Source organism: Bacillus cereus group sp. BfR-BA-01309, assembly GCF_022664315.1.
GTDB classification, from domain to species: domain Bacteria; phylum Bacillota; class Bacilli; order Bacillales; family Bacillaceae_G; genus Bacillus_A; species Bacillus_A mobilis.
In genome coordinates this window covers 136,602-162,239 of the sequence record NZ_JAKUHE010000011.1, presented here as the reverse complement: position 1 = coordinate 162,239, position 25,638 = coordinate 136,602, and the positions used below count along the sequence as shown (strand labels likewise).

Genomic DNA, 25,638 nt, shown 5'->3' with positions numbered 1-25,638 from the left:
TTTTATTATTTATTTTCATCTAAGAATAAGACCATATGCTCTTCGTCCCAATATTGTCCGTTATATTTTAACGAACGTTCTTGTACACCAAATGTTTTAAATCCTAATGATTCATAAAGTTTTTTTGCTCCATCGTTGCCAACAACAACATCAAGCATAACTTGTTCTACTTCTAAAGATTTAGCAAGTTCAAGACATTCTTTAATAAGTGCTTTTCCTGCTCCAAGTCCGCGTGCTTTTGGAGATACATATACAGAACCGATTTTAGCTTTATGTTCTTGTTTTACATATGGTTTCGTTTCCAGTGTTGCAACCCCAATTAATTGTCCATCTTTAAATGCACCTAGCGTATAGTTTTCATCTTGTGCTAATTTTTGTGCTTTATATTCAATCGCACACTCTTTATTAATAATATCTTCATAAGAAGAGCTGAAAGCTTCAGGGTTTTGCTTTAATCCTTCTACACGAAGTTCTAAGTAAATTTCCGCTTCGTCTTTTGTTAATACATGGATATCCAATTATATCACCCTCCAAATCTTTGCAAATGTACCTTTATTTTATATTGAAATAAGAATAATTTCAAAAGCTTAGCTTATATGAGCTGATTTTATGAACAAAATAACACCAGTAGTGTTTACTACTACTGGTGTTTTCACACGCATCTTATTCAAAAGGTAGCTCAATTATAAAGTTTGTTCCTACTCCTAATTGGCTTGTTACTAGAATAGAACCGTTATGCAATTCTACAATTTCTTTTGCAACAGCTAGCCCGATACCTTTTCCTCCAGTAGCTCTCGTTCTGGATTTATCAACACGATAAAAACGATCAAAAATATGTGAGACATCTTCTTCAGGAATACCTTCTCCTTCATCGTCTACACTTATTGTAAAAGAATCTGTTTCTGAGATTACGCGTATCGTAATAGTTGTGTTTTCTGGCGAATGTTGATAAGCATTGTGTAATAAATTTAACATAACTTGTTCCATACGTCTTTCGTCTATGCAAACTTCTAAATCATCTTTGCAATATACATGGAGTTGCATCTGTTTATTTGTTAATGTTGTTTTTGTTTTTTCGACCATTCGTTCTAAAAATGGTTGAAGAATCACTTTTTGTTTTTTTATAACAAACTGGTGTTGTTCTAATTGCACTAGCATAAATAAATCTTGGACGAGATCGGTTACACTATCTGTTTCATCCTCAATGATTTGTAAGTATTCTTCACGCTCTTCTTTCGTTAAAGAGTCTCTCTTTGCTACCTTCGCATAACCTTTCATATAGGTCAATGGAGTTAATAGTTCATGGGCGACACTAGCGAGAAATTCATTGCGTTCTTTTTTCATATAAGTCAATTCACTGGATAAATCTTCAATCGTTTTTGCTAAGCTTCCAAGTTCATCATTCCGTTTAATACCTAATTGAATTGGCTTATTTAATTTTGACATTTTTTCTGTCGCCCTCTTCATTTTTATAAGCGGTTCTGTAATAACACGAGAAAAAACAAAGACAGAAATAGTCGTTAAAATAATCGTTAAAACACTAATGATCAGAAATTGATTCATGAGTTTAAGTAACATTTTTTCTAAGAAAGATGTCTTTAATAACATATATAACTTACCTTGAAATCCTTGAATTTCAATTGGACTTACTGTTGAGATGAATTTTGATTTTTTCCAATTTCTTTCAATGATTAATCCGTCTTTTGGGATAGGTTCTGTTTTACAAGTAAGTTGTTTTTTCATTTCTTTTGTTACGGGTTCTGAGTTAGAAATAATTTTCCCTTCATTGTCAGTGATAATGATAGATATATCCGAGTTAGCAATTAACTCGGATTCAATTAATCCTTCAGCCGCATGTTCGATAGTGAACTCTTGATACCCATAACGTTTTGGACGTTCAGTGTATGGCTGTTGTTTAGCACGTTCATTCCACTCTGCACGTTTTTTTAGTGTTTTACTATAACGATTTCCTTTCTCTAAAAGAGCGAGCGTTTCCTCTTCAATCCGCATTGTTGAAATACTTTTATAAAAAGATACGAAAGCAATTGTTTCAATACATAAAGCTAATATTAAAAAGTATGTCCCAATTTTAAGTGAAAGTTTACTCATTTTCTCACCATACCTTATTTCATATAAAGGGTCAGTGGTATACTATTGTCCACTGACCGAAGTAATTATTCACTTTTCCATTTATATCCGACTTTATAGACAGTTTCTAAGTGATTTTCAATTGGAAATCCTTTTTTACGTAATTTATCACGGATATTGCGAATATGTGAATCGATCGTTCTATATTCAATGTCTGTTTCATAACCCCAAATTTTTTCGATTAGATCATCTCGACTATAAGCACGGTTTGTATTTTGTAAAAATAGTCCAAGTAACGAAAACTCGATAGGTGTCAGTGAGATTTTTTCATCATAAACTGTGACAGTATGTTTCGTTTTATCCCACTCGATACCATTGAAGCTAACGAAGCCATCTTTCTTTGTACGCCGTAATATAGCCTCGATTCTTGCGACTAATACATGCTCATCAAATGGTTTTGTAATATAGTCATCCGCGCCCATAGTGAGGCCTTTCACCATATCGTAATTTTGATTACGAGCTGTTAGCATAATAATTGGAACGTTGGAAATTTGACGGATTTGATAGCAAGTATCCCATCCATCCATATTCGGCATCATAACATCTAACAAAATAATATCGAAGTCTTTTTGTTCTATTAACTTTAGTGCTTCAAGGCCAGAAGTAGCTTTCATACAAAAATAGCCACGAGGACTTAAGAACAGATCTAATAATCGTAACATACGTTCTTCATCGTCTACTAATAAAATTTTTACCATAATCTTGTGCACCCCAAACTGTTCATTCTACTTGTATAGTTTACATGAAAATAATAAAAAACTCTTTTTATGTGTTTGAGTGGAAGAGTGATTTTTTCACTCAAAGCAATTGACATAAAAAATGCACTAGTTTTGCACAACTATTTTTTATAATAGAAAACGTAGCGACACAAAATACCCTATGTTGCGACATAACGTCATGTCATTTTATTTATAAAATGACAATTCCATTCTATTGTGTATGTGAGATAGAGAGGTTTTTCGTATTCACCTCGCATCGGATAAGAAAAAATTCCTATCTCACACTTTTTTTAAAAGGAGATCATACACATGAATCCAAAAGAAGAAATTTCAAAAAAAGAAAAGCAAGATCGTAATACGGTTGTCATGTGCATTGCCGTATCTATGGTTATTATTATAAGTTGTGTAAATAAAATTTTGGGGATTTTATAATAACGAAAAAAGCTTATTGCTTCTTAAGAAGCAATAAGCTTTTTTCGTTATTAGGGGAATAGTTCTATATAATAAACCAAGGTAAAATTGCTAACCCAGAAGTTACAATTGCTGTAGTAAATATTAAAAGCATAGCTCGTTTGTTTTGTTTCATGTCACATTCTCCTTTATATATCAATTGAATGCTATACGTTCATTTTATGATTGTTGCCTCACTTTATACTTTTAGTATAATGAATGGAAAGGTTTGGTACGATCGATAAAGGTGACATGAAGATTACATTGTTGTAATGAAAAAAGCACCTTCCTTAATAAGAAGATGCTTTTAAAAAAACTATATTGAAGTATTAATCATTTAAGAACAAAACCATATGTTCCTCGTCCCAATATTGACCGTTATGTTTTAATGAACGCTCTTGTACGCCGTAAGTTTGGAAACCTAATGATTCATATAATTTTTTGGCACCAGCGTTACCAACTACAACATCGAGCATAAGTTGTTCTACATGTAATTTATCGGCGTTTTCAATAATTGCTTTAATTAGAGCTCGTCCTGCTCCAAGGCCACGCGCTTTTGGGGAAACAAAAACGGAACCGATTTTTGCTTTATGTTCTTGTTTAATGAAAGGCTTTGTTTCTAAAGTAGCAATGCCGATTAAATCGTTATCTTTGAAGACCCCTAGAGTATACTTATCCGGATTGCTTAATCGTTTTGCCATAGCAGCTACAGGATCCTCATGTTTCAGAACATCTTCATAAGAAGAGCTAAAAGCTTCCGGGTTTTTCGTTAAACCTTCCATACAAACTTTTAAATATATTTCTGCGTCCTCTGTCGTTAATAAGCGAATTTCCATAGTTGTAACCTCCTTGGTCGATTTCAAATCAAATAAATCCATTATTTTTATAAGATTGTGTATGCGTTTTGTTAGCAGTCTCTTTTAATTTGTAAAAGAATGAAAAGATATATGCTACAATGTTTTGTTTTTAATATGTAATGAAATTATATATTAACTTTATTAACTATTCAAGTCTTTAATATATTACATTTTTATAACTAAAATAACTCCTCGGTTGAGGAGTTATTTTAGTTATTCGATTGATAACCATCAATTCGCCTTGGATGGGTGTAAATATTACAAGATTCATTTCTAATAAATCCTACGACTGTAATGCCTAAATCGTGAGCGAGTTGCAATGCTAATTTTGTTGGAGCGGATTTAGATAGAACAATTTCACATCCGATTTTTGAAACTTTGAGTAGAATTTCGGATGAAATGCGCCCGCTAAATGCAATGATTTTTCCTTTAACGGATATATCGTTGCGCAAACAATGGCCATATATTTTATCTAATGCATTATGTCTTCCGATATCCATTCTTGATAGGAGAATATTGTTTCGATCACATAGAGCGGTATTGTGGACACCGCCGGTTTGGCGAAATGTAGTGGAAGATTGTTGTAAAGTATTCATTAAATAAAAACATTCTTCAGGAGTAATTTTCACGTGTATATCATGTAAATCTTTTGCTTTTGCTGCATCGTTAACGAAAATAAAACCTTGTCTACCTTTTCCACAGCAAGAAGTGATGTAGCGCTTATTATATAAAGTTTGATAGAGTGGATTTACTTTTGATGATCTTACATGGACAATTCCGTTATCTTTTTGCACCCATAGTTCTTCCACATCTTTATAAGAAGAAATAATCCCCTCAGAAATTAAAAAACCAATTACCATATCTTCAATATAGGTTGGTGTGCATACGACTGTTACATATTCTTCACCATTCAATTTAATAGTAATAGGAGATTCTGTAACAATCTCATCAAGCTGTTTTGAAAATGTACCAGATTGATAGCGTACAATTGTATAAGTTTCTTGCGTAGGCTCCATATTAAATTCCCCTTTTTTATGTATTTCTCTCCCATATTTATCATAAAACAATGGAAAAAATAAAAACACCTATTAGGAAGAAGATCACAGATTATTTTGGTTATTATTGTATATGTACGATATAATAGAACTGTAGAATAGTGATATTTTCAAGCTTTCGTAGTTATACCTTATAACATCTAGAATCGACTTCATAAGAAAAGTATTCGGGCAGAGCGTTTCAAAAATATGTACAGTAATGCGATTTTGAAAACGGATTCATAATTGTGTTGTACAGTTGGTTGTAAGGAGAGGGGAAACTATGGCAGAACAGACAGTCCGTGTAACCGTGGATGGTAAAGAATTTTCCACATCAGGTGAAAAGACGATACTACAATTATTTAACGAGAGTAATTTGGAACATCCTCAAATTTGTCATGTACCAGAAGTAGATCCAATTCAAACTTGTGATACGTGTATTGTAGAAGTAAATGGGAAGTTATTACGTGCTTGTTCAACGAAATTAGAGAATGGTATGCATATCGAAAGACAGTCCCAGCGTGCAAAAGAGGCACAGACTGAGGCAATGGATCGTATATTAGAGAATCATTTATTGTATTGTACCGTTTGTGATAACAATAATGGTAACTGTAAAGTCCATAACACCGTACATATGATGGGAATTGAAGAACAGAAATATCCGTATGAGCCGAAAGTAAGTGCTTGTGAAGTGGATATGTCACATCCGTTTTATCGGTATGATCCAAATCAATGTATTGCTTGTGGACAGTGTGTAGAAGTATGTCAAAACTTACAGGTTAATGAAACTATATCGATAGACTGGAACTTAGATCGTCCACGTGTTATATGGGATCATGGTGTAAGTATAAATGACTCATCTTGTGTAAGTTGTGGACAGTGTGTAACAGTATGTCCGTGTAATGCGTTAATGGAAAAATCAATGTTAGGTGAAGCTGGGTTCATGACAGGATTAAAACCAGATGTGTTAGATCCGATGATTGATTTTGTAAAGGATGTAGAGCCGGGATATAGTAGTATTTTAGCGGTTTCAGAAGTAGAGGCTGCCATGCGTAAGACGAAAGTTAATAAAACAAAAACAGTTTGTACATTTTGTGGTGTTGGTTGTTCCTTCGAAGTATGGACGAAAGATCGCCATATATTAAAAGTTCAACCTGTTTCAGATGCACCGGTTAATGGTATTTCCACATGTGTAAAAGGTAAATTTGGATGGGACTTTGTAAATAGTGAAGATCGAATTACGAAGCCATTAATTCGCCAAGGAGATATGTTTGTTGAAGCTTCATGGGAAGAAGCATTAGAAGTTGTTGCTTCTAACATGCAGCATATTAAATCTGAATACGGCAGCGATGCATTTGGATTCATTTCTTCTTCGAAAGTAACAAATGAAGAGAATTACCTTATGCAAAAGCTAGCTCGTCAAATATATGGAACGAATAATGTGGACAACTGTTCTCGTTATTGTCAATCTCCAGCGACAGACGGTTTATTTAAAACTGTCGGTATGGGCGGGGATGCTGGAACAGTGAAAGATATAGCTGAAGCAGGCCTTGTTATTATCGTTGGTGCGAATCCAACAGAAGGACATCCTGTACTTGCGACGAGAGTAAAACGCGCTCATAAATTACACGAGCAAAAACTAATCGTAGCAGACCTTCGTAAACATGAAATGGCAGAGCGTGCGGATTTATTTATTCATCCGCGCCAGGGTACGGATTACGTATGGCTTGCTGGTATTACGAAATATATTATTGATCAAGATTGGCACGATAAAAAGTTTTTAGCTGAAAATGTGAAGAACTTTGATGAATATAGCAAAATGTTAGAAAAGTATACGCTTGATTATACAGAAGAAATTACGGGGATTTCAAAAGAAAATCTGAAAGACATGGCCCGTATGGTATATGAAGCAGATGGTACTTGTATACTTTGGGGAATGGGTGTAACGCAAAATACAGGAGGAAGTACAACGTCCGCTGCTATTTCAAATTTACTGCTTGTTACGGGTAACTATCGTCGTCCTGGTGCAGGTGCATATCCATTACGAGGACATAATAACGTACAAGGTGCTTGTGATATGGCAACATTACCAAACTGGCTTCCAGGTTATCAAGCAGTATCAGATGATACGCTTCGTGCGAAGTTTGAAAAAGCATATGGTACAACTATTCCGAAAGCACCAGGATTAAATAATATTGCAATGTTACTTGCAGCGGAAGAAGGAAAACTACGTGGTATGTATGTCATGGGTGAAGAAATGGCTTTAGTCGATTCAAATGCGAACCATGTGCAACATATTTTATCGAATTTAGATTTCCTCGTTGTACAAGATATGTTCCTATCAAAAACAGCTCGTTTTGCTGATGTTATTTTACCAGCGGCACCAAGCTTAGAAAAAGAAGGAACGTTTACGAATACAGAGCGCCGTATTCAAAGATTATATGAAGTATTGAAACCACTAGGTGATTCTAAACCAGACTGGTGGATTTTACAAAAAGTTGCTCGTGCACTGGGCGGGGATTGGAATTATGAAAGTCCAAGTGAAATTATGGACGAAATTGCATCACTTGCACCGTTATACTCTCAAGCAACGTACGACCGTCTAGAAGGATGGAATAGTTTATGTTGGGGTAGTCATGATGGTAGCGATACGCCGCTATTATATGTAGATGGATTTAACTTCCCAGATAAACTTGCTCGTTTATCATTAGATGAATGGGTGCCACCGTTTGTAGCGCCAGATGAGTATGATTTACTTTTAAATAATGGTCGAATGCTAGAACATTTCCATGAAGGGAACATGACGAATAAGTCGGCTGGTATTTTATCTAAAGTATCTGAAGTATTCGTTGAAATCTCACCTGAACTCGCTATAGAGCGCAATGTGAAAGATGGTGGTCTTGTGGAATTAGCATCGCCATTTGGAAAAATTAAAGTACAGGCGCTTGTTACAGATCGTGTAACGGGGAAAGAGCTATATTTACCGATGCATGCAACAGTAAATGAAGAAGCGATTAATATTTTAACTGGGACGGCAACAGACCTTTATACATGTACACCAGCATATAAACAAACGATGGTGAAAATGCGTGTATTACGTGAAAAAGGAAATCGTCCGTTACCGTCTTCAAACCCGCGAGATAAAAAGCGTAATCCGCAAAATGGTGTTGAAATCGAGCAAAAATGGCAAAGAAAACAATACGTATCACTTGTGGACTAGGGGGCGAAGATAGTGGCGAAAGAAATTACGTTAATTAAAAAGAAAGTTGTAACAGAGGAAGAACAGAAACAGCAAGTAGCAGATGAACTTCTAAATGAGCTATCTAATAATCGCGAAGCAGTAGAGGAAACGATGCAGCTTTTAGCACAGTTGCAGAAGGCTGGGATATTAGATGCGGCGATTAGTTTACTTGCTGCGAAGGAAGATGTTTCAAAAATTGCTGTGGAGCAATTAAATCGTGAACCAGTTAAAAATGCACTCAACAATATGATGGGGGCGGGGGAAGCGTTATCCGCAGTTGACCCAGAAGTAACGAAGCAAATCACATCGAGTTTAGTTACTGGATTGCAATTTGCAACAGATGAATTAAATAATGGTAAAAAAACAAAAGTGATGGATTTCTTTAAAGTGTTAAAAGATCCAGATATCAATAGAGCCATTACATTCGGTTTTAGCTTCTTGAAAGCATTTGGGCAAGGGCTAGAGAAAAAATAGAGTAAATGAAAAAAGTGATGGGAAGTAGCCATCACTTTTTTCATTTTATGTATAAGAGTGTTCATGTTAGGCGGAATATATTATTATTAAAAAGATGGATTAGAAATGGAAATATGGAATCCATCTCAAATATCGTTTTAGAATGTGGAGGAATATATGCAACACCGTAAAAGACTATCTATACCAGGAGTAATGAGACATTCCTTTCAAACTGTTAGATTTGCTTTTTGGAATGTGTTAACATTCCAACTTGCTTATAAATTGTTAGCAGCGATTGTGTTTATCCCACTTTTCGGTATTATTTTCAATAAGTTGTTGTACTTTGGTGGGTATGCAAATGCAACAAATGATGAGTTATTAGCATTTTTGAAAACACCATACGGGATTTTGGCGATTGTAATTTTATCTATATTGGCATTGTTTCTTATCTTTACAGAGTTTGCAGTACTTATTATCATTTCGTACTTCGCTCATAAAAGGCAAAAGGTGAGATTACGTCCAATTTTGTATAAAACAGTAACGTATTTACCTTCCCTATTTACATATTGCTTACCTGGATTTGTTTTGTATGCAGTTGTACTATTACCACTATTAAGTATGGGATATAAATCTGCATTGATTCCTGAAATTCAAATTCCTAATTTTATTACAGGTGAACTATTTAAGACAACAATGGGGCAAGTTGGGTATTATACTTTCTTTGCTGTAGTTGCCTATTTAAATCTTCGTTGGATTTTTGTTTTACCTATTATTGTTTTAGAGGAAAAGCCGTTCCGCACGGCAGCACGCAAAAGCGCAAACTTAGTAAAAGAAAGTTTCTTTAAAGTATTGTTCTTTTTAGTAGGTTTTTTCATATCTGTAGGAATCATCTTTCTTTTATGTGTAGGAATTTATTTACTTTGTCTGTGGGGAGTATATGAATTTACAAACCCAGAAGGGACATTTGCGCTGCTAGCAGAGTCAACTATTTCAGTCTTCTTAACAAGTACATTGTATCTATTTAGCTTTATTATGACGCCGTTTTACATTATGGCATTAACAAGATTGTATTTACAAAAGGTTCCGGTTGAAGATGTTTTATTAGAAGAAGGATTAGATTATTCGAAAACGAAAGCAGATAAATGTTTCTTCCAAAAACATCGTTGGAAATTTATTGGCGTATATATTGTAGGAATTATTACTGCCGGAATGGTTGTTGCCTTCATTGTGACCTTTATTACAAACACATATAAAGAACCAATTATTATGGCTCATCGTGGTTATATTTCAAAAGGTGTAGAGAATACGAAAGAAGCTGTGCAGGGTGCTATTGATGCGAAAGCAGATTATGCTGAAATTGATGTACTGCAAACGAAAGACGGTGAACTAGCAGTTATACATGACTTGAAGCTAAAACGTCTTGCTAATGCTAATGTTCATGTGTCAGATTTAACGATGGACGAGTTAAGACAGCTTACCCTTAGTCAAGATGGATTTTCAGGACAAATCAGTACCCTTGATGAAATCATTAAGCTGGCAAAAGGGAAAATCAAGCTTAATATTGAAGTGAAGCTTCATGGTGGCGAAAAAGATTTCGTAAACAAAGTATTAAAAGCGATTAAAGATAATGAATTTGAGAAGCAATGTGTCATTCAAACGTTACATTACCCGCTTATTAAAGAGTTTAAGCGTGCAAATCCAGATATAAAAGTCGGATATATACTGTATGCAAGTAGAGCTAACTTAAAGAATGTGAAAGCAGATTTTTATGTAGCGGAAGAATATATGTTAAATAAGAAGTTAGTAAAAGAAGCAAGGAAGTTAAATAAGCCAATTTACGTATGGACAGTAAATGATATGGAAAGTTTAAAGGGATATTATAAGCTAAACGTAGATGGTATCATTACCGATTATCCTGAAGATGCACGTGAAACAATTAAGATGCTAAAAGAACAAGAAGCGGAAGAAAGTGATCTGTTTGATAAAATTAGTGAAACAACAGATGATTTATTTTCCAAGTTATTTATAAGTTACCCAGCTGCTGGCTAGATGCCCGCAGCTGTTTTTTTATGAAAAGAATATATCCCTAAAGTATTGTGTAAATTAATAATTGTATATGTATACGGCATCATTGGGTTTTTTTACATTGTTACATTATTGTCGAATAATAAATGATTGCTACTTATTTTTAAGGAGTATAATGAGAATAGAGTGATAGATAATGAAATGGAATGAAGAGGCTAATAGAATCAATGTTCCATATATTTACACTATTCTAAATATATAAACTTTAAAAAAATGGTATGTTAGCGTTTTCATAATTTTTAAGTTATGCTAGAATAAGGACATAAGTTATTAATTATTACAAAAAGAAAAAAGAATCTCTTTTTTCTGTTAATTATAAGGGGGCATTTCATTATGCGTATTGGGGTACCAGCAGAAATTAAAAACAACGAAAACCGTGTGGCAATGACACCAGCAGGTGTTGTACATTTAATTCGTAACAATCACGAAGTATTCATTCAAAAGGGTGCAGGTTTAGGATCTGGTTTCACAGATGCTCAGTATGTTGAAGCGGGAGCAAAAATTGTTGATACAGCTGAAGAAGCTTGGAACATGGAAATGGTTATGAAAGTTAAGGAACCAGTTGAAAGCGAATACAAACACTTCAGTGAAGGTTTAATCTTATTCACATACTTACACTTAGCTCCAGAACCAGAATTAACAAAAGCATTAATCGAAAAGAAAGTTGTTTCTATTGCATATGAAACAGTACAATTAGAAAACCGTTCTCTACCATTACTTGCACCTATGAGTGAAGTAGCTGGTCGTATGGCTGCACAAATTGGTGCACAATTCCTTGAGAAAAACAAAGGCGGTAAAGGTATCTTACTTGCAGGTGTTCCAGGGGTTAAACGTGGTAAAGTAACAATCATCGGTGGTGGACAAGCGGGTACAAATGCTGCTAAAATTGCAGTTGGACTAGGTGCGGATGTAACAATCATCGACTTAAGTGCAGAACGTCTTCGTCAATTAGATGACATTTTCGGAAACCAAGTAAAAACTTTAATGTCTAATCCTTACAATATTGCAGAAGCTGTAAAAGAGTCTGATCTTGTAATCGGTGCAGTATTAATTCCAGGTGCAAAAGCGCCAAAACTTGTAACAGAAGAAATGATTAAATCAATGGAACCAGGTTCTGTTGTTGTAGATATCGCGATTGACCAAGGTGGTATTTTCGAAACAACTGACCGTATTACAACTCATGATAACCCAACTTACGAAAAACACGGCGTTGTTCATTATGCAGTTGCAAACATGCCAGGTGCGGTTCCACGTACATCAACTCTTGCATTAACAAACGTAACAGTACCATATGCAGTACAAATTGCTAACAAAGGCTATAAAGAAGCTTGCTTAGGCAACTCTGCATTACTAAAAGGTATTAACACATTAGATGGTTATGTAACATTCGAAGCAGTTGCAGAAGCTCACGGTGTAGAATACAAAGGTGCTAAAGAATTATTAGAAGCAGAAACAGTATCTTGCTAATAGAAGCATTATACAAAACAAAATCGAACAATATATAAAACAACATGAGAAGAGCTAAGAGTGAAGATCTCTTAGCTCTTCTTGGCAAAAGGGGGCATACATCGTGGCCAACCTATTTAAAAAGAAATCCGTTACGCAATTGTTAGGGGAAAGTAAAAGTAAAACTTTAACGAAAACGCTAGGGGCATTCGACCTAACAATGCTAGGGATTGGTGCGATAATCGGTACAGGAGTTCTAGTATTAACAGGATTAGTAGCAGCAAGAGATGCTGGTCCAGCAGTTATTTTTTCATTTATGATTGCAGCAATTGTTTGTGGATTTGCAGCATTATGTTATGCAGAAGTTGCATCTACACTTCCAGTTTCAGGTAGTGTGTACACATATTCGTATGCAACAATTGGTGAATTTGTTGCCCACTTAATGGGATGGACACTGCTATCCGTATATGTCGTAACGACTGCTGCAGTAGCCGGAGGATGGACGGGTTATTTCCATAACCTAGTGAGTGGATTAGGACTTGAAATTCCTAAAGCATTGTTAACGATTCCGGCACAGGGTGGTATGGTGAACTTACCGGCAGTTATCGTTACGTTGGTGATAACTTGGTTACTATCACGAGGTACGAAAGAAAGTAAGCGTGTGAATAACATAATGGTATTAATTAAAATTGGTATTGTTGTTTTATTCATTGCAGTTGGTGTATTTTACGTGAAACCAGAAAACTGGATACCATTTGCACCGTACGGCTTAAGTGGAGTCTTTGCCGGAGGAGCAGCAGTATTCTTTGCTTTCTTAGGATTTGATGCATTAGCAACTTCTGCTGAAGAAGTGAAAAATCCGCAACGTGATCTACCGATTGGTATTATTGCTTCGTTAGTGATTTGTACAATCATTTATGTTGTAGTTTGTCTCGTTATGACAGGTATGGTTTCTTATAAGGAATTAGATGTACCTGAAGCTATGGCATATGTGTTAGAAGTTGTAGGACAAGATAAAGTGGCTGGTGTAATTGCTATTGGAGCTGTAATCGGTATTATGGCTGTAATTTTCGCTTACATTTATGCAACAACTCGTGTATTCTTCGCAATGAGCCGTGACGGTTTATTACCAAAATCTTTCGCGAAAATTAACAAGAAGACTGAAGCGCCAACATTTTCAGTTTGGTTAACAGGAATTGGTAGTGCTTTAATTGCTGGATTTATCGATTTAAAAGAATTGTCGAATTTAGCGAATATTGGAGCGTTATTAACATTCGCCATGGTTGGTGTAACTGTTATCATTCTTCGTAAAACGCATCCGAAATTACAACGTGGATTTATGGTACCACTTGTACCGATCTTACCGATTATTTCAGTTGCATGTTGTCTATTCTTAATGGTAAATTTACCATTAAAAACATGGATATACTTCGGTGTTTGGTTAGCAATCGGAGTGGTTGTATACTTTGTTTATTCGAAAAAACATAGTCATTTAAAAGACGATGGAAGTTCGCAGGATAATTTAGAACAAGCTAATTAACAGCTAATTAAAAGGGATATAAGTATAGGTAAGCCTTGTGCGTCTAGGGAACGCGCAAGGCTTTTTCTTTTGTGCAAAATATACATCTTTTCTTGTATGAGAATGTAATGGATGCGGAAAATATGGGTAGATCTTTTTTAAATGTGAACGAAATGTTCAAAAAAATGTATGAGATTTCATTGACACATATGAATAGGCGCTCATATAATAAGAGTATAAGATATATGAATGATTGTTCATATGTTCAAATGAAGAGGTGAGCTATAATGGCTGGAAATAAAGTAGAAACACCACAAGAGACATGTTCTCAAACGATAATTCATGAAGAAGTTGTTGATCAAGTAAAACAAACAATTCCAACTGATGAAAGTTTAAGTAAAGTAGCAGAATTATTTAAAGTATTAGGTGATCGTACACGTACGAGAATATTACATGCGTTATTTGAAGCTGAAATGTGTGTTTGTGATTTAGCGTATTTATTAGGAATGACACAATCATCTATTTCACATCAGCTTCGTGTGTTAAAGCAAGCGAAACTTGTAAAGAATCGTAAAGAAGGCAAGGTCGTTTATTATTCGTTAGCTGACCAGCACGTAATTCATATCTTCGAGCAAGCGTTTGAACACGTAAACGAGGAAGAATAAAAAAGAACGCGAGGTGGGAGAACGATGGCTGAAGCATTAGTGAAAAAGAAACTGGTGTTAGAAGGTTTAGATTGTGCGAACTGTGCAATGAAAATTGAAAAAGGCGTTGGGAATATAGAAGGAGTAAATTCTTGCTCTGTAAATTTCGCGACAAAAACAATGGTTTTAGAAACAGCACAAAATAAAGAAAGCGAAGTTGTTACAGAAGCAAAACAACTCGTTACAAAATTAGAACCGCATATTAAAGTACAAGAAGAAAAAAACACAAAAGTAGCAAAAGAAGTGTTTATATTAGAAGGTTTAGATTGTGCAAACTGTGCGATGAAAATTGAAAATAAAGTGAAAGAAATGCCGGCCGTTTCAGAAGCAACTGTTGATTTCGTATCAAAGAAATTAAGAGTTGAAGTAGCGAATAAAAGAGAATTAGAAGCGACTGTAGCAAATATAACGAATGTTGTTCAAAAGTTAGAACCAGATGTGAAAGTTGTTCGTGAAGAAAAAGGTGGTCATGACCACGGACATAGTCACGACCATGGTGAAGCAAATGTGAAAAAGATGGTAGGACGATTAGTGGTCGGCGGAATTTTGACAGCAATTGCTGCATTAGCTGGCTTACCACAAATGATAACGATTCCGTTATTCGTCTTAGCATATTTATTAATAGGTGGAGATATCGTTTGGAGAGCGGTAAGGAACATAACTCGCGGCCAAGTGTTCGATGAGAACTTCTTAATGGCAATTGCAACACTAGGAGCTTTTGCGATTCAACAATATTCAGAAGCTGTTGCGGTAATGCTATTCTATCAAGTAGGGGAACTATTCCAAAGTATTGCGGTCAATCGCTCCCGAAAATCAATTACTTCATTAATGGATATCCGTCCTGATTATGCGAATGTGAAGGTTGGAAATGAAACGAAACAAGTATCACCAGAAGATGTACAAATCGGTGATTATATTATCGTGAAGCCTGGTGAGAAAGTACCATTAGACGGAAAAGTAGTTGAAGGAACATCAATGGTAGATACTTCAGCATTGACTGGTGAATCTGTACCACGTGAAGTTGAAGTTGGAAATGACGTATTAAGTGGTTTTGTGAACCAAAATGGTGTATTAACAATTGAAGTTACAAAAGAATTTGGTGAATCAACTGTATCAAAAATTTTAGATTTAGTTCAAAATGCAAGCAGTAAAAAAGCGCCAACAGAAAACTTTATTACGAAGTTCGCGCGTTACTATACTCCAGTTGTAGTTATTACAGCAGCGATCATGGCGTTTATTCCACCACTTATTTTAGAAGGAGCTACATTCTCAGAATGGATTTATAGAGCTTTAGTGTTCTTAGTAATCTCTTGTCCATGTGCGTTAGTTGTATCTATTCCTCTTGGATTCTTTGGAGGAATTGGTGGTGCATCTAAAAGTGGTGTGTTAATAAAAGGAAGTAACTATTTAGAAGCTTTAAATGATGTGAAATATATTGTTTTTGATAAAACGGGAACATTAACAAAAGGTGTCTTCAAAGTTACAAAAATGGAACCAAGCGAAGGCATTAAAAATGAAGAATTATTAGAGTATGCAGCATTTGCTGAAGTGTATTCTAATCATCCAATTGCACAATCGATTCGAAAGGCATATGGAAAATCAATTGATGAAAAAATAATTGATGATTATAACGAAATTTCTGGTCACGGTACAGTCGTAAAAGTACAAGGAAAAGAAATTTTTGCAGGTAATGCTAAATTAATGAGAAAAGAAAACATTACATTTAAGCAACCAGAAACGGTAGGTACATTAGTTCACGTTGCTGTAGATGGAGAATATGCAGGTTATATCGTTATCTCTGATGAGGTAAAAGAAGATTCAAAACAAGCAATTCAAAAATTAAAAGAACTAGGTATTAAGAAGACAGTCATGTTAACTGGTGATGCAAAAGCAGTTGGTGAAGCTGTCGGTAAGGAATTAGGTTTAGATGAAGTTCACGCAGAATTATTACCGCAACAAAAAGTAGAAGAGATTGAAAAAATTGATGCGGCGAAGAACGGAAAAGAAAAAGTTGCTTTCGTTGGTGATGGCATTAATGACACACCGGTATTAGCAAGAGCAGATGTTGGTATTGCGATGGGTGGTTTAGGATCAGATGCAGCGATTGAGGCGGCAGACATCGTTATTATGACTGATGAGCCTTCAAAAATTGCAACAGCCTTAAACATCGCAAAACGTACACGACGCATTGTATGGCAGAATATCATCTTTGCATTAGGGGTAAAAGGATTAGTTTTATTACTTGGTGCTTTCGGTATCGCAACAATGTGGGAAGCTGTTTTCTCAGATGTTGGTGTGACACTACTTGCAGTGTTAAATGCAATGCGTGTACTACGAGTGAAAGATTTCTAAAAAAGAGGACGCAACCTGCGTCCTCTTTTTTAGGTTATTTTGTTGAAATTGACTCAATAAAATAATAGCAAATATTATTTTAGAAATAAATAACGTAATATTAAAATTTAAAAATAAAAATATTTGTCTTATTATTTTAATATATTTTTCGCGAAGATACATATCGTATTGAAAAAACAGAGAAGGAGAAGCTTCTCTGTTTTATCTTTGTATATTTTTTTCAACTTGTTCTCGAACAGTTTGAATGTAATTCATTTTATGATCCCAACAGTCTTGACTTAAATCGACAGGGTACTCTTCGGGATTTAAAGTTCGCATATACTCTTCCCAAAATAGCGCGAGACTCTGTTCATTATATTTTTGAATATCTAATATACCTGGTAGTTCATATGTTCTTTCGCCGTTAACGAAAATGTCTTTATGCAGTTCGCGAGCTTCAAAGTTTGTTACAAATTTACTTATATACGTGTGAACAGGGTGAAACATTTTTAAGCGTTCTTCTTTTCCAGGTTCTTCAGAATCTAATGCAATATAATCGCCTTCGGCATGATCATTAACTCGATTGATAATGCGATAAATTCGTTTCAGTCCTGGAGTCGTAATTTTTTCAGGGTTAGATGAAATTTTAATTGTATCATTTAACTTTCCATCCGTATCTTCAATCGCAACTAGTTTATAAACAGCCCCTAATGCCGGTTGCTCAAAGGATGTAATCAATTTTGTTCCAACGCCCCATACATCAATTTTTGCTCCTTGAGATTTCAAATGCATAATTGTGTATTCATCTAAATCGCTAGAAGCAATAATTTTTGTATGTATAAACCCTGCTTCATCTAGTAGTTTTCTTGCTTTTTTAGATAAATAAGCCATATCACCACTATCAAGGCGAATGCCATAAAAATCGATACGATCCCCGAACTCTTTCGCGACGCGAATCGCATTTGGAACACCTGATTTTAAAGTGTCGTATGTATCAACGAGAAAGACGCATTTTTTATGGGTTTCAGCGTATTTCTTAAACGCGACATATTCATCGCGATACGCTTGAACGAAAGAGTGAGCGTGTGTGCCGGATACAGGTATCCCGAATCGTTTTCCAGCACGAACGTTACTCGTAGATGAGAAACCACCAATAAAGGCAGCGCGTGTGCCCCAAAGAGCAGCGTCAAACTCGTGAGCACGTCTTGTGCCAAACTCTAAAAGTTCATCATTATTTGCAGCGTGCTTCATACGAGCAGCTTTTGTTGCAATTAATGTTTGGTAATTCACAATGTTTAACAGGGCAGTTTCAATAATTTGTGCTTCGCCGAGCGGTGCATCAACACGTAATAAAGGCTCGTTATTAAATACAACTTCACCTTCTTGCATACTTCGAATGGTCCCAGTGAATTTCATATTTTGTAAATACTTAAGGAATTCTTCTTCAAATTGTAATTCTGCTAAATAAGCGATATCGCTTTCGGTAAAGCTGAAGTTTTCTATGTACTCTACAATCTTTTCAAGACCAGCAAAAACAGCATAACCGTTCTCGAATGGAAGCTTTCGAAAGTATAAATCAAACACTGAGCGGCGATTGTGAATACCATCTTTCCAATATGTATAAGCCATATTAATTTGATATAAATCTGTATGTAAGGCATAGCTATCGTCTTTATAATAAGTCATCGCGAAAACACCTCCATAATTTGGTTATAGTATACCAATTTTTTATCGTTCGTAGCAAAGAATGGATATGAAAGTATAGTCAAGAGGGAAAAAAATGAAATATTGCATATTTTTTAGAAAATTAACATTTATCAATTTATATTTCTCAAGATTTTATGTATTATTAGAGTAATGGGGGTAATGAGAATGGAGGAGGACAATGCAACAAACATTAGAAAAAATAGGCAAACAAGTCTTTTATAAACGGCTACAGCAAAAAATGACACAAGAAGAATTATGTCAGGGCATTTGTTCTGTCTCATACTTAAGTAAGATCGAAAATGGAAAAATCGAAGCATCAGAAGAGATTCTACAATTGCTCTGCACAAGGTTAGAAATTGCCGTGACGGATTTGAGAGATGTAGAAGAAGATGTGAAGGGGAAGCTGGATGAGTGGTTGAATGCACTCGTTCATTTGGACAAGCAGCAAGTAGAACGCATATATGAAGAATTACAAGGTGAAATGAAGCATGTTTTGGATTTTGAAATTATAAATTATTATAAGTTACTTTATACGCGGTATTTAATTATGAAGAGGAATTTTCCTGCTGTCGAAGAAGAGTTAGAGAGCTTAAAGAAGATGTACAAAAAGTATTCACCATTCCAAAAATTATTATATACGTATAGTAAAGGATTATATTATTTTTTACAACATAGATATAAGAGGGCATTGGAGTATTTGACTCGAACAGAAGTAATGGCAAAGGAACAAGGGTATCATGAAAATGGGATATATTTCAATTTAGCTCTTGTTTATAATGAATTGGAAGTTGAACATATGACTTTACATTTTGCTAATGTAGCAATGGAAGGATTTAAGAATGAATATAAGTTCCGTTATGTGATAAATTGCCAGTTACTTATTGCGTTGAGTTATATACAAAAAAAACAATATAATGAAGCACTATCTATTTATAATAATATTTTGAGGGAAGCGAATTCTTTTGCCGATAAAGAAAGCATAACAGCTATTGCTTTAAATAATTTAGGTTTCTTGTACTATAACTTAAAAGATTATGAAAAAGCTAAAGATTATTATTTGCAATGCTTAAAGTACAAGAAGGAAGAGGATTTAAATTATATTGATGCAGTGTATGAGATCGCTTTACAGTGTATTGAATTAAAAGAATTTGAGGAAGCGAAAGATTGGATTGGTAAAGGGATAGATATTGCGAAGAGGGATGAAAAGTATAAAAGTATGCTATATATACTTTTAATGCTTAAGCATAAACACTTTGAAGCTAAAGATGTTTATAAAAAGTTTTTAGAAGTTGAGGCAATCCCATTTTTTAGAGGCGAAGAGAATAAAAAGGAATTAAAGATGGTGTATTTAGAACTAGCAGGATATCACGAAGAATTATTAGAGTTTAGGGAAAGTAATAATTATTATAAATTAGCAATTAATTTATTAGAAGAAAAGGGAGGAAAATAGTATGAAAAAGAAAATTATTATTGGTGCTTTGGCTTTGGTAGCTGTATTAGTGGTATTGGAACCACAATATGCTTGGACATCGGATATCTATGGTCAAGGAGAAAAAGTAGTTGAAGTGGTAAATTCTTAAATAAAAACCCCTTTCCAATCGGAAAGGGGTTTTTCAATATTTGTTCCCCAAAAATCTACAAAACTTGAGAAAATAATTAATTGAATTTTTAGTATATTAATAGTGGAAACATAATGCTACGATAAAGCTACTCTTTTTCACAAAAATTTTTTATTAGGGGGAAGGTTATATGAAAAAGAAGAGTTTAGCATTAGTGTTAGCGACAGGAATGGCAGTTACAACGTTTGGAGGGACAGGCTCTGCATTTGCGGATTCTAAAAATGTGCTCTCTACGAAGAAGTACAATGAGACGGTGCAGTCGCCGGAGTTTATTTCTGGTGATTTAACTGAGGCAACTGGTAAGAAAGCAGAATCTGTTGTGTTTGATTATTTAAACGCGGCAAAAGGTGATTATAAGTTAGGGGAAAAGAGTGCGCAAGATTCTTTCAAAGTGAAACAAGTGAAGAAAGATGCTGTAACTGATTCAACAGTATTACGTTTGCAACAAGTTTACGAAGGAGTACCTGTATGGGGGTCTACTCAAGTAGCTCACGTAAGTAAAGATGGTTCTTTAAAAGTATTGTCTGGAACAGTTGCGCCTGATTTAGACAAAAAGGACAAGCTGAAAAATAAAAATAAGATTGAAGGCGCAAAGGCAATTGAAATCGCGCAGCAAGATTTAGGTGTAACACCGAAATATGAGGTAGAACCAAAAGCGGACTTATATGTATATCAAAACGGTGAAGAAACAACATATGCATACGTTGTAAACCTGAACTTCTTAGATCCAAGTCCAGGAAATTACTACTATTTCATTGAAGCAGACAGTGGTAAAGTGTTAAATAAGTTTAATACAATCGATCATGTGACGAATGATGATAAGTCTCCAGTTAAACAAGAGGCTCCTAAGCAGGATGCAAAAGCGGTTGTAAAGCCTGTAACAGGAACAAATAAAGTAGGAACTGGTAAAGGTGTATTAGGAGATACGAAGTCGCTTAATACAACATTATCTGGATCATCTTACTACTTACAAGACAATACGCGCGGAGCAACGATTTTCACATATGATGCGAAAAACCGTTCAACATTACCAGGAACATTATGGGTAGATGCAGATAATGTTTTCAATGCAGCGTATGATGCAGCGGCAGTAGATGCTCATTACTATGCAGGTAAAACATATGATTATTATAAAGCTACATTTAATAGAAACTCTATTAATGATGCAGGAGCGCCGTTAAAATCAACTGTGCATTATGGAAGTAAGTATAATAATGCATTCTGGAACGGCTCACAAATGGTATACGGAGATGGTGATGGTGTAACATTCACTTCATTATCTGGTGGTATTGATGTAATTGGTCACGAATTAACGCATGCGGTTACGGAGAATAGCTCGAATTTAATTTATCAAAATGAATCAGGAGCGCTAAATGAAGCAATTTCTGATATCTTTGGTACTTTAGTAGAATTCTATGATAATCGTAATCCAGATTGGGAGATTGGTGAAGACATTTACACGCCTGGAAAAGCGGGAGATGCACTTCGCTCTATGAGTGATCCAACGAAATATGGTGATCCAGATCATTATTCTAAGCGTTACACGGGTTCAAGTGATAACGGTGGGGTTCATACAAACAGTGGTATTATTAATAAACAAGCTTACTTATTAGCAAATGGCGGTACGCATTCTGGTGTAACTGTAACTGGTATCGGTAAAGATAAGCTAGGTGCAATTTATTACCGTGCAAACACACAATATTTCACGCAATCTACTACATTTAGCCAAGCGCGTGCTGGTGCAGTACAAGCTGCAGCTGATTTATATGGTGCAAATTCTGCTGAAGTAGCAGCAGTTAAGCAATCATTTAGTGCTGTTGGTATAAACTAAGGCTGTAAGAGATAGCTATTAATAAAATATCTCAAAAATAAAGAAGGAGCATAGGCTCCTTCTTTATTTTTTTCTCCATTTTTTCCACAAATAATACAATCCGATACAACCCGCGATTGTTACAATCCACTTCGCTTCATTTGTACCATTCATGACATGGTATGCAGAATATACTTCAATCAATAAGGACGGTATTTTACCTATTGTACTGGCAATACTGAAGGATAGTAATGACATTTTGCCTAGAGCCGCAAATAAAGTCACGATACTGGATGGAATAAATGGAATAAAACGAAAAGATAGGACGAGTAGAAAGGCCTCTCTACCTTCTACGTAAAGAAGGCGTTCTACCTTAGGATACTTATTTACTTTATCGTGAGTGAACTTTTGAAGGCCTAGACGATAAATATAAAACGAGATAATAGCCCCTAAGGCCTCACCTATGATCGAAATGATTGTACCGTTTACTACGCCAAAGAGCTGTATGTTAATGGCGGTTAAAAAAATACTAGGGATAAAACCTAAAAGACTGATGATGATGTTGATTAAGATACTAAGTGGAATTGCGATTGAATAATAGTCTGTTAAGAAGTTTTGAATTGTTTCAGCCATTGTTTAAAATCCTTTATCTTTTTTTGCATTACACCATATTTCTATTGTGTAGGCAAGTGCAAATTTACATAATGTAGGAAAATGTTGATAAAACACCATATATATACCTTATAAGGGTATTGGGTATATAAAAACAGGGGTATATTTTTACGATTTAAAAACATCGAATAAACCTTGAGTTTAAAAGGTTTATTCGATGTTTTAAGAGGTGATTTGATTCGGGAAATAATTGAAAAAATATAGGGGTATATTACAGGTGAGGGCCGAAATAGTAGTTTTATGAAATTAGGGTGGTAATATGGAAAAATAGACGTGGAATTTTAAAAATGTATATGTTTTTTCTATGTGAAATTGACTTTTAGTGAAGTTACGATAATAATCATGGAAGAGGTGATATGATGAAACGAATAAGTAGTCTTTTCTTGAGTGGTTTAATGGCGTTAATGCTGATCTTAAGTGGATGTGCAGGAAAAGAACAAAAAACAGAGAAACAAACAGGAAATCAATCGACATCAGTAGAAAAAATTAGTGATAATATTTTAGATGAAATGGAAGGACCACCTAAAAATGGTCATACGATTGAAAGACATGTAGGGAAATCAGAAGAGGATTTGAAGAATCGCTTGAAGACAGATAAAGTATCAGCGGCAAGTACATACTATGATAAGGAAACAGCGACGAAAGCTGTAAAAGATAGTTTGAAGCAGCATGATAAGGAAATTCAAGATTGGTTAAAAAATTCTAAAGAGGCTCGTCTCGTATTAAATACAACTCATTCATTCCCGGTTGGAAAAACGGTAATAAAGAAAAATATGAATGTAAAAGACAAGCTAGTAAAAACTGTTACTGTTTTGGCGAGAGATAAGTCAGGAGATTTAGGATATAAGATCATTACTTCTTATCCATCTGATAAATAAGAAGGAGGAGTACATATGTATACGACATTACAATACTTTCTTAAATCGTACTGTACGTTAAGTGTTCATGAAGATGAAATAGTAGGCGTGATGGAAGAGTTTATAGAGCAAGAAGATGAAGAGATTGTTTTGAAATTACGCGATGAATTATTATATATGAAGAAAAAGGATACTTGGGAAGAGGCGTGCGTATTAGCTGCGAAGCAAGGGAATCGTATGTGGTCGTTAGAAGAAACGAAAGACCATCTTGAAGCTTTTTTACTATTATTGCAAAAGAAAAAGGCGTGAGTAGATCACGCCTTTTTCTTTTTGGAAATTTGCTTGTTTATCCCGCTTTAATGGGCAGTAAGACCCCCACCTCAAAATTCAGCGAAAGCAAAGAAGTTAGGTGGGGGATCAACTGCCCATAAAAGTCCGATTGGTTCAACTAATAATCAGTGGGGGATGAAGAAAACCCCCACTGATTAAAGTTTCACTTTATTAGCACCTCATTGTTTTGGAGCGCTTTTATATACGCTTTTTGAAATTTGTCCATTTGAGATCACTTCACCGTTTTGTGTTACTTTTTTATACGTTACCGCTGTTATTTTATCATTAGCTCTACTAATTACTTGAGAAGAAACTTCAACATTTTTACCAGTATTTGTGCCGAAAATACGAGTAGTAATACTACCTCCATTTGAAAATGCTTGAATATAAATATGATTGCCTGTATTGTTTTTAAATTGTAAATCCGGACCATAATCTGCCACTGCTGCATCTTGCCCAAGTGGTAAATAATTTACAGGCATGGAATGATTGCTTCGAGAAACAATTCCTAAATCTGCCCTTAAAGCGGCGCTATATAAAGTACTACTAACTTGGCAAACACCTCCACCTGCACTTTGTATAACTTTACCTTCTGAAAATACTGCTGCGGATTTATAACCATGTGCCGCATCCGTTACGCCGACACGGCCATTAAAACTAAACGTTTCATCAGGTGCGACAATAACTCCACTTAAAGTATTAGCTGACTTATTTACGTTATAGGATTGGTTTCCATTACGACCAGCCATTGGAGTTGAATATTCAGCAATTACTTCTTTAATCCCCATTTTCTGTATATCTTCTGTAGAACGCTCAGGTTTTAAGAGTGTAACTGGTAACGTAACGTCTGATGTGCCAGAAGTAATGGCCTGTTTCGTTAAATCAGTTAACTTTCCTTTATCAATTTTTTCTCCATTTTGACTTTGACTAATATTTACTGTAGAGCCTTCAACATTTAATTCTGCATTAACAGGATTTTTTAGTGTGTCATTATACTTATCTTTCATAAAGCTTTCATAAGCAGTTGTATTTAATTGAGCTGTTAATTTATAATCACGTTTTAATTCACCGTTTTCAGCCTGCTTTCGCATTTTGTAACGATTCATTGTATTTCCTTCTTGTTCTTTAAAGATTTTGTCGATAATATCTTTTTCTTTATAATTTATCCCTAAATCTTTCCATGTGTACGTTTGTTTATCATTTTGGAATATGTACGTAAGAGATTTTTGATCTAATTCAGTTACCTTTTGATTAATAATTGCTTGAATATCTTTTTTATTTTTTCCATCGAGAGAAATACCTTCAAATGTAGTATTTGGTAATGCAGTAGTATCTAATTGATTATTTAGTTTGGATACATATTTATATCCACCAACACCGCCTACACAAAGTAATATGCCTCCAGTAATTGCAGAACCAATCAGTATTTTACTTAGCTTCATTTATTTCCCCCCAGAAATTTTTGTATAAATATATGTATTACATTTTTTGTATAAAAATGATGAAAATAACATTATGTACGTACTAGTATACTATTATTTCCACTATGTGTGTAATGTTTTTATAAAAAACGTTACACTGTTGTAATAATTGTCTCTTTTTGTCACAATATGCACGAGAAATATGTTGAAAATTATAATAAAAAGGCTGTCTAGA

Annotated in this window: 21 protein-coding genes; 13 read left to right on the top strand and 8 right to left on the bottom strand. The window is 34.9% G+C overall.

Going from position 1 to position 25,638, the window contains the following annotated elements:
• Window positions 1-5: 5 nt before the first annotated feature.
• From MR115_RS20855 to MR115_RS20845, 3 genes are all read right to left on the bottom strand, one after another.
• Window positions 6-518, bottom strand: coding sequence for a GNAT family N-acetyltransferase (locus tag MR115_RS20855; RefSeq protein ID WP_000351216.1), 513 nt, complete (start codon window positions 516-518; stop codon window positions 6-8).
• A gap of 145 nt (window positions 519-663) precedes the next feature.
• Window positions 664-2,109, bottom strand: a complete 1,446-nt coding sequence (locus MR115_RS20850; RefSeq protein ID WP_242242627.1) for a HAMP domain-containing sensor histidine kinase — start codon at window positions 2,107-2,109, stop codon at window positions 664-666.
• A gap of 65 nt (window positions 2,110-2,174) precedes the next feature.
• Window positions 2,175-2,846, bottom strand: coding sequence for a response regulator transcription factor (locus tag MR115_RS20845; protein ID WP_061676982.1), 672 nt, complete (start codon window positions 2,844-2,846; stop codon window positions 2,175-2,177).
• A gap of 330 nt (window positions 2,847-3,176) precedes the next feature.
• Here MR115_RS20845 and MR115_RS29875 point away from each other — a divergent pair, with 330 nt between their 5' ends.
• Window positions 3,177-3,299: a hypothetical protein gene (locus MR115_RS29875; protein ID WP_001068388.1), complete on the top strand. Its 123-nt coding sequence runs from the start codon at window positions 3,177-3,179 to the stop codon at window positions 3,297-3,299.
• 347 nt (window positions 3,300-3,646) lie between these two features.
• Here MR115_RS29875 and MR115_RS20840 read toward each other — a convergent pair whose 3' ends face one another.
• Together MR115_RS20840 and fdhD are read right to left on the bottom strand one after the other, a co-directional pair.
• Window positions 3,647-4,153 carry a GNAT family N-acetyltransferase gene (locus MR115_RS20840; protein WP_000405874.1) on the bottom strand — a complete coding sequence of 169 codons (507 nt, stop codon included), beginning with the start codon at window positions 4,151-4,153 and terminating at the stop codon, window positions 3,647-3,649.
• 230 nt (window positions 4,154-4,383) lie between these two features.
• A complete protein-coding gene (fdhD, locus tag MR115_RS20835; RefSeq protein ID WP_242242626.1) occupies window positions 4,384-5,190 on the bottom strand; it encodes a formate dehydrogenase accessory sulfurtransferase FdhD in 807 nt (268 codons plus the stop codon).
• Between the two features lie 301 nt (window positions 5,191-5,491).
• Between fdhD and fdhF the strand changes: the two genes are divergently transcribed.
• The 7 genes from fdhF (at window position 5,492) to MR115_RS20800 (ending at window position 17,008) form a co-directional block, all read left to right on the top strand.
• Window positions 5,492-8,428: a formate dehydrogenase subunit alpha gene (gene fdhF, locus MR115_RS20830; RefSeq protein ID WP_242242625.1), complete on the top strand. Its 2,937-nt coding sequence runs from the start codon at window positions 5,492-5,494 to the stop codon at window positions 8,426-8,428.
• 12 nt (window positions 8,429-8,440) lie between these two features.
• Window positions 8,441-8,923 (top strand): helical membrane plugin domain-containing protein, encoded by a 483-nt coding sequence (locus MR115_RS20825; RefSeq protein ID WP_071720958.1) that lies wholly within the window; start codon window positions 8,441-8,443, stop codon window positions 8,921-8,923.
• Window positions 8,924-9,079: 156 nt separating this feature from the next.
• Complete coding sequence (locus tag MR115_RS20820) at window positions 9,080-10,951, top strand: glycerophosphoryl diester phosphodiesterase membrane domain-containing protein (RefSeq protein WP_242242624.1); 1,872 nt, start codon at window positions 9,080-9,082, stop codon at window positions 10,949-10,951.
• 369 nt (window positions 10,952-11,320) lie between these two features.
• Window positions 11,321-12,454, top strand: a complete 1,134-nt coding sequence (gene ald / locus MR115_RS20815; protein ID WP_001219751.1) for an alanine dehydrogenase — start codon at window positions 11,321-11,323, stop codon at window positions 12,452-12,454.
• A 103-nt stretch (window positions 12,455-12,557) separates the two neighbouring features.
• Window positions 12,558-13,973 carry an amino acid permease gene (locus tag MR115_RS20810; RefSeq protein ID WP_001284886.1) on the top strand — a complete coding sequence of 472 codons (1,416 nt, stop codon included), beginning with the start codon at window positions 12,558-12,560 and terminating at the stop codon, window positions 13,971-13,973.
• A 266-nt stretch (window positions 13,974-14,239) separates the two neighbouring features.
• Complete coding sequence (locus tag MR115_RS20805; RefSeq protein WP_000918377.1) at window positions 14,240-14,617, top strand: ArsR/SmtB family transcription factor; 378 nt, start codon at window positions 14,240-14,242, stop codon at window positions 14,615-14,617.
• A 24-nt stretch (window positions 14,618-14,641) separates the two neighbouring features.
• Window positions 14,642-17,008, top strand: coding sequence for a heavy metal translocating P-type ATPase (locus MR115_RS20800; RefSeq protein ID WP_242242623.1), 2,367 nt, complete (start codon window positions 14,642-14,644; stop codon window positions 17,006-17,008).
• 201 nt (window positions 17,009-17,209) lie between these two features.
• On the opposite strand, the gene MR115_RS20795 is transcribed toward MR115_RS20800, so the two are convergent.
• On the bottom strand, window positions 17,210-18,673 hold the full coding sequence (locus MR115_RS20795) for a nicotinate phosphoribosyltransferase (protein ID WP_242242622.1): 1,464 nt from the start codon (window positions 18,671-18,673) through the stop codon (window positions 17,210-17,212).
• Window positions 18,674-18,872: 199 nt separating this feature from the next.
• Here MR115_RS20795 and MR115_RS20790 point away from each other — a divergent pair, with 199 nt between their 5' ends.
• From MR115_RS20790 to MR115_RS20780, 3 genes are all read left to right on the top strand, one after another.
• Window positions 18,873-20,144 carry a tetratricopeptide repeat protein gene (locus tag MR115_RS20790; protein WP_242242621.1) on the top strand — a complete coding sequence of 424 codons (1,272 nt, stop codon included), beginning with the start codon at window positions 18,873-18,875 and terminating at the stop codon, window positions 20,142-20,144.
• A 1-nt stretch (window position 20,145) separates the two neighbouring features.
• The gene (locus tag MR115_RS20785) at window positions 20,146-20,274 is read left to right on the top strand and encodes an NprX family peptide pheromone (protein WP_016089358.1); all 129 of its coding nucleotides are present in this window, start codon (window positions 20,146-20,148) and stop codon (window positions 20,272-20,274) included.
• Window positions 20,275-20,443: 169 nt separating this feature from the next.
• Window positions 20,444-22,144, top strand: coding sequence for a M4 family metallopeptidase (locus tag MR115_RS20780; RefSeq protein WP_242242620.1), 1,701 nt, complete (start codon window positions 20,444-20,446; stop codon window positions 22,142-22,144).
• A gap of 63 nt (window positions 22,145-22,207) precedes the next feature.
• Here the strand turns inward: MR115_RS20780 and MR115_RS20775 are convergent, their stop codons facing one another.
• Window positions 22,208-22,756, bottom strand: a complete 549-nt coding sequence (locus MR115_RS20775; RefSeq protein ID WP_061676971.1) for a TVP38/TMEM64 family protein — start codon at window positions 22,754-22,756, stop codon at window positions 22,208-22,210.
• A gap of 398 nt (window positions 22,757-23,154) precedes the next feature.
• Between MR115_RS20775 and MR115_RS20770 the strand changes: the two genes are divergently transcribed.
• Both MR115_RS20770 and MR115_RS20765 read left to right on the top strand, forming a co-directional pair.
• Window positions 23,155-23,673, top strand: a complete 519-nt coding sequence (locus MR115_RS20770; RefSeq protein WP_142332110.1) for an RNase A-like domain-containing lipoprotein — start codon at window positions 23,155-23,157, stop codon at window positions 23,671-23,673.
• Between the two features lie 15 nt (window positions 23,674-23,688).
• Window positions 23,689-23,961 (top strand): hypothetical protein, encoded by a 273-nt coding sequence (locus MR115_RS20765; RefSeq protein ID WP_048541658.1) that lies wholly within the window; start codon window positions 23,689-23,691, stop codon window positions 23,959-23,961.
• 200 nt (window positions 23,962-24,161) lie between these two features.
• Here MR115_RS20765 and MR115_RS20760 read toward each other — a convergent pair whose 3' ends face one another.
• The gene (locus MR115_RS20760) at window positions 24,162-25,424 is read right to left on the bottom strand and encodes a VanW family protein (RefSeq protein WP_242242619.1); all 1,263 of its coding nucleotides are present in this window, start codon (window positions 25,422-25,424) and stop codon (window positions 24,162-24,164) included.
• Between the last annotated feature and the right edge of the window lie 214 nt (window positions 25,425-25,638).

Excerpts from the sequence above, each read along its gene's own strand:
- MR115_RS20850 (WP_242242627.1), bottom strand. The coding sequence starts at position 2,109 with ATGAGTAAACTTTCACTTAAAATTGGGACATACTTTTTAATATTAGCT.
- MR115_RS20845 (WP_061676982.1), bottom strand. The coding sequence starts at position 2,846 with ATGGTAAAAATTTTATTAGTAGACGATGAAGAACGTATGTTACGATTA.
- MR115_RS29875 (WP_001068388.1), top strand. The coding sequence starts at position 3,177 with ATGAATCCAAAAGAAGAAATTTCAAAAAAAGAAAAGCAAGATCGTAAT.
- MR115_RS20840 (WP_000405874.1), bottom strand. The coding sequence starts at position 4,153 with ATGGAAATTCGCTTATTAACGACAGAGGACGCAGAAATATATTTAAAA.
- fdhD (WP_242242626.1), bottom strand. The coding sequence starts at position 5,190 with ATGGAGCCTACGCAAGAAACTTATACAATTGTACGCTATCAATCTGGT.
- fdhF (WP_242242625.1), top strand. The coding sequence starts at position 5,492 with ATGGCAGAACAGACAGTCCGTGTAACCGTGGATGGTAAAGAATTTTCC.
- MR115_RS20820 (WP_242242624.1), top strand. The coding sequence starts at position 9,080 with ATGCAACACCGTAAAAGACTATCTATACCAGGAGTAATGAGACATTCC.
- ald (WP_001219751.1), top strand. The coding sequence starts at position 11,321 with ATGCGTATTGGGGTACCAGCAGAAATTAAAAACAACGAAAACCGTGTG.
- MR115_RS20805 (WP_000918377.1), top strand. The coding sequence starts at position 14,240 with ATGGCTGGAAATAAAGTAGAAACACCACAAGAGACATGTTCTCAAACG.
- MR115_RS20800 (WP_242242623.1), top strand. The coding sequence starts at position 14,642 with ATGGCTGAAGCATTAGTGAAAAAGAAACTGGTGTTAGAAGGTTTAGAT.
- MR115_RS20795 (WP_242242622.1), bottom strand. The coding sequence starts at position 18,673 with ATGACTTATTATAAAGACGATAGCTATGCCTTACATACAGATTTATAT.
- MR115_RS20790 (WP_242242621.1), top strand. The coding sequence starts at position 18,873 with ATGCAACAAACATTAGAAAAAATAGGCAAACAAGTCTTTTATAAACGG.
- MR115_RS20785 (WP_016089358.1), top strand. The coding sequence starts at position 20,146 with ATGAAAAAGAAAATTATTATTGGTGCTTTGGCTTTGGTAGCTGTATTA.
- MR115_RS20780 (WP_242242620.1), top strand. The coding sequence starts at position 20,444 with ATGAAAAAGAAGAGTTTAGCATTAGTGTTAGCGACAGGAATGGCAGTT.
- MR115_RS20775 (WP_061676971.1), bottom strand. The coding sequence starts at position 22,756 with ATGGCTGAAACAATTCAAAACTTCTTAACAGACTATTATTCAATCGCA.
- MR115_RS20770 (WP_142332110.1), top strand. The coding sequence starts at position 23,155 with ATGAAACGAATAAGTAGTCTTTTCTTGAGTGGTTTAATGGCGTTAATG.
- MR115_RS20765 (WP_048541658.1), top strand. The coding sequence starts at position 23,689 with ATGTATACGACATTACAATACTTTCTTAAATCGTACTGTACGTTAAGT.
- MR115_RS20760 (WP_242242619.1), bottom strand. The coding sequence starts at position 25,424 with ATGAAGCTAAGTAAAATACTGATTGGTTCTGCAATTACTGGAGGCATA.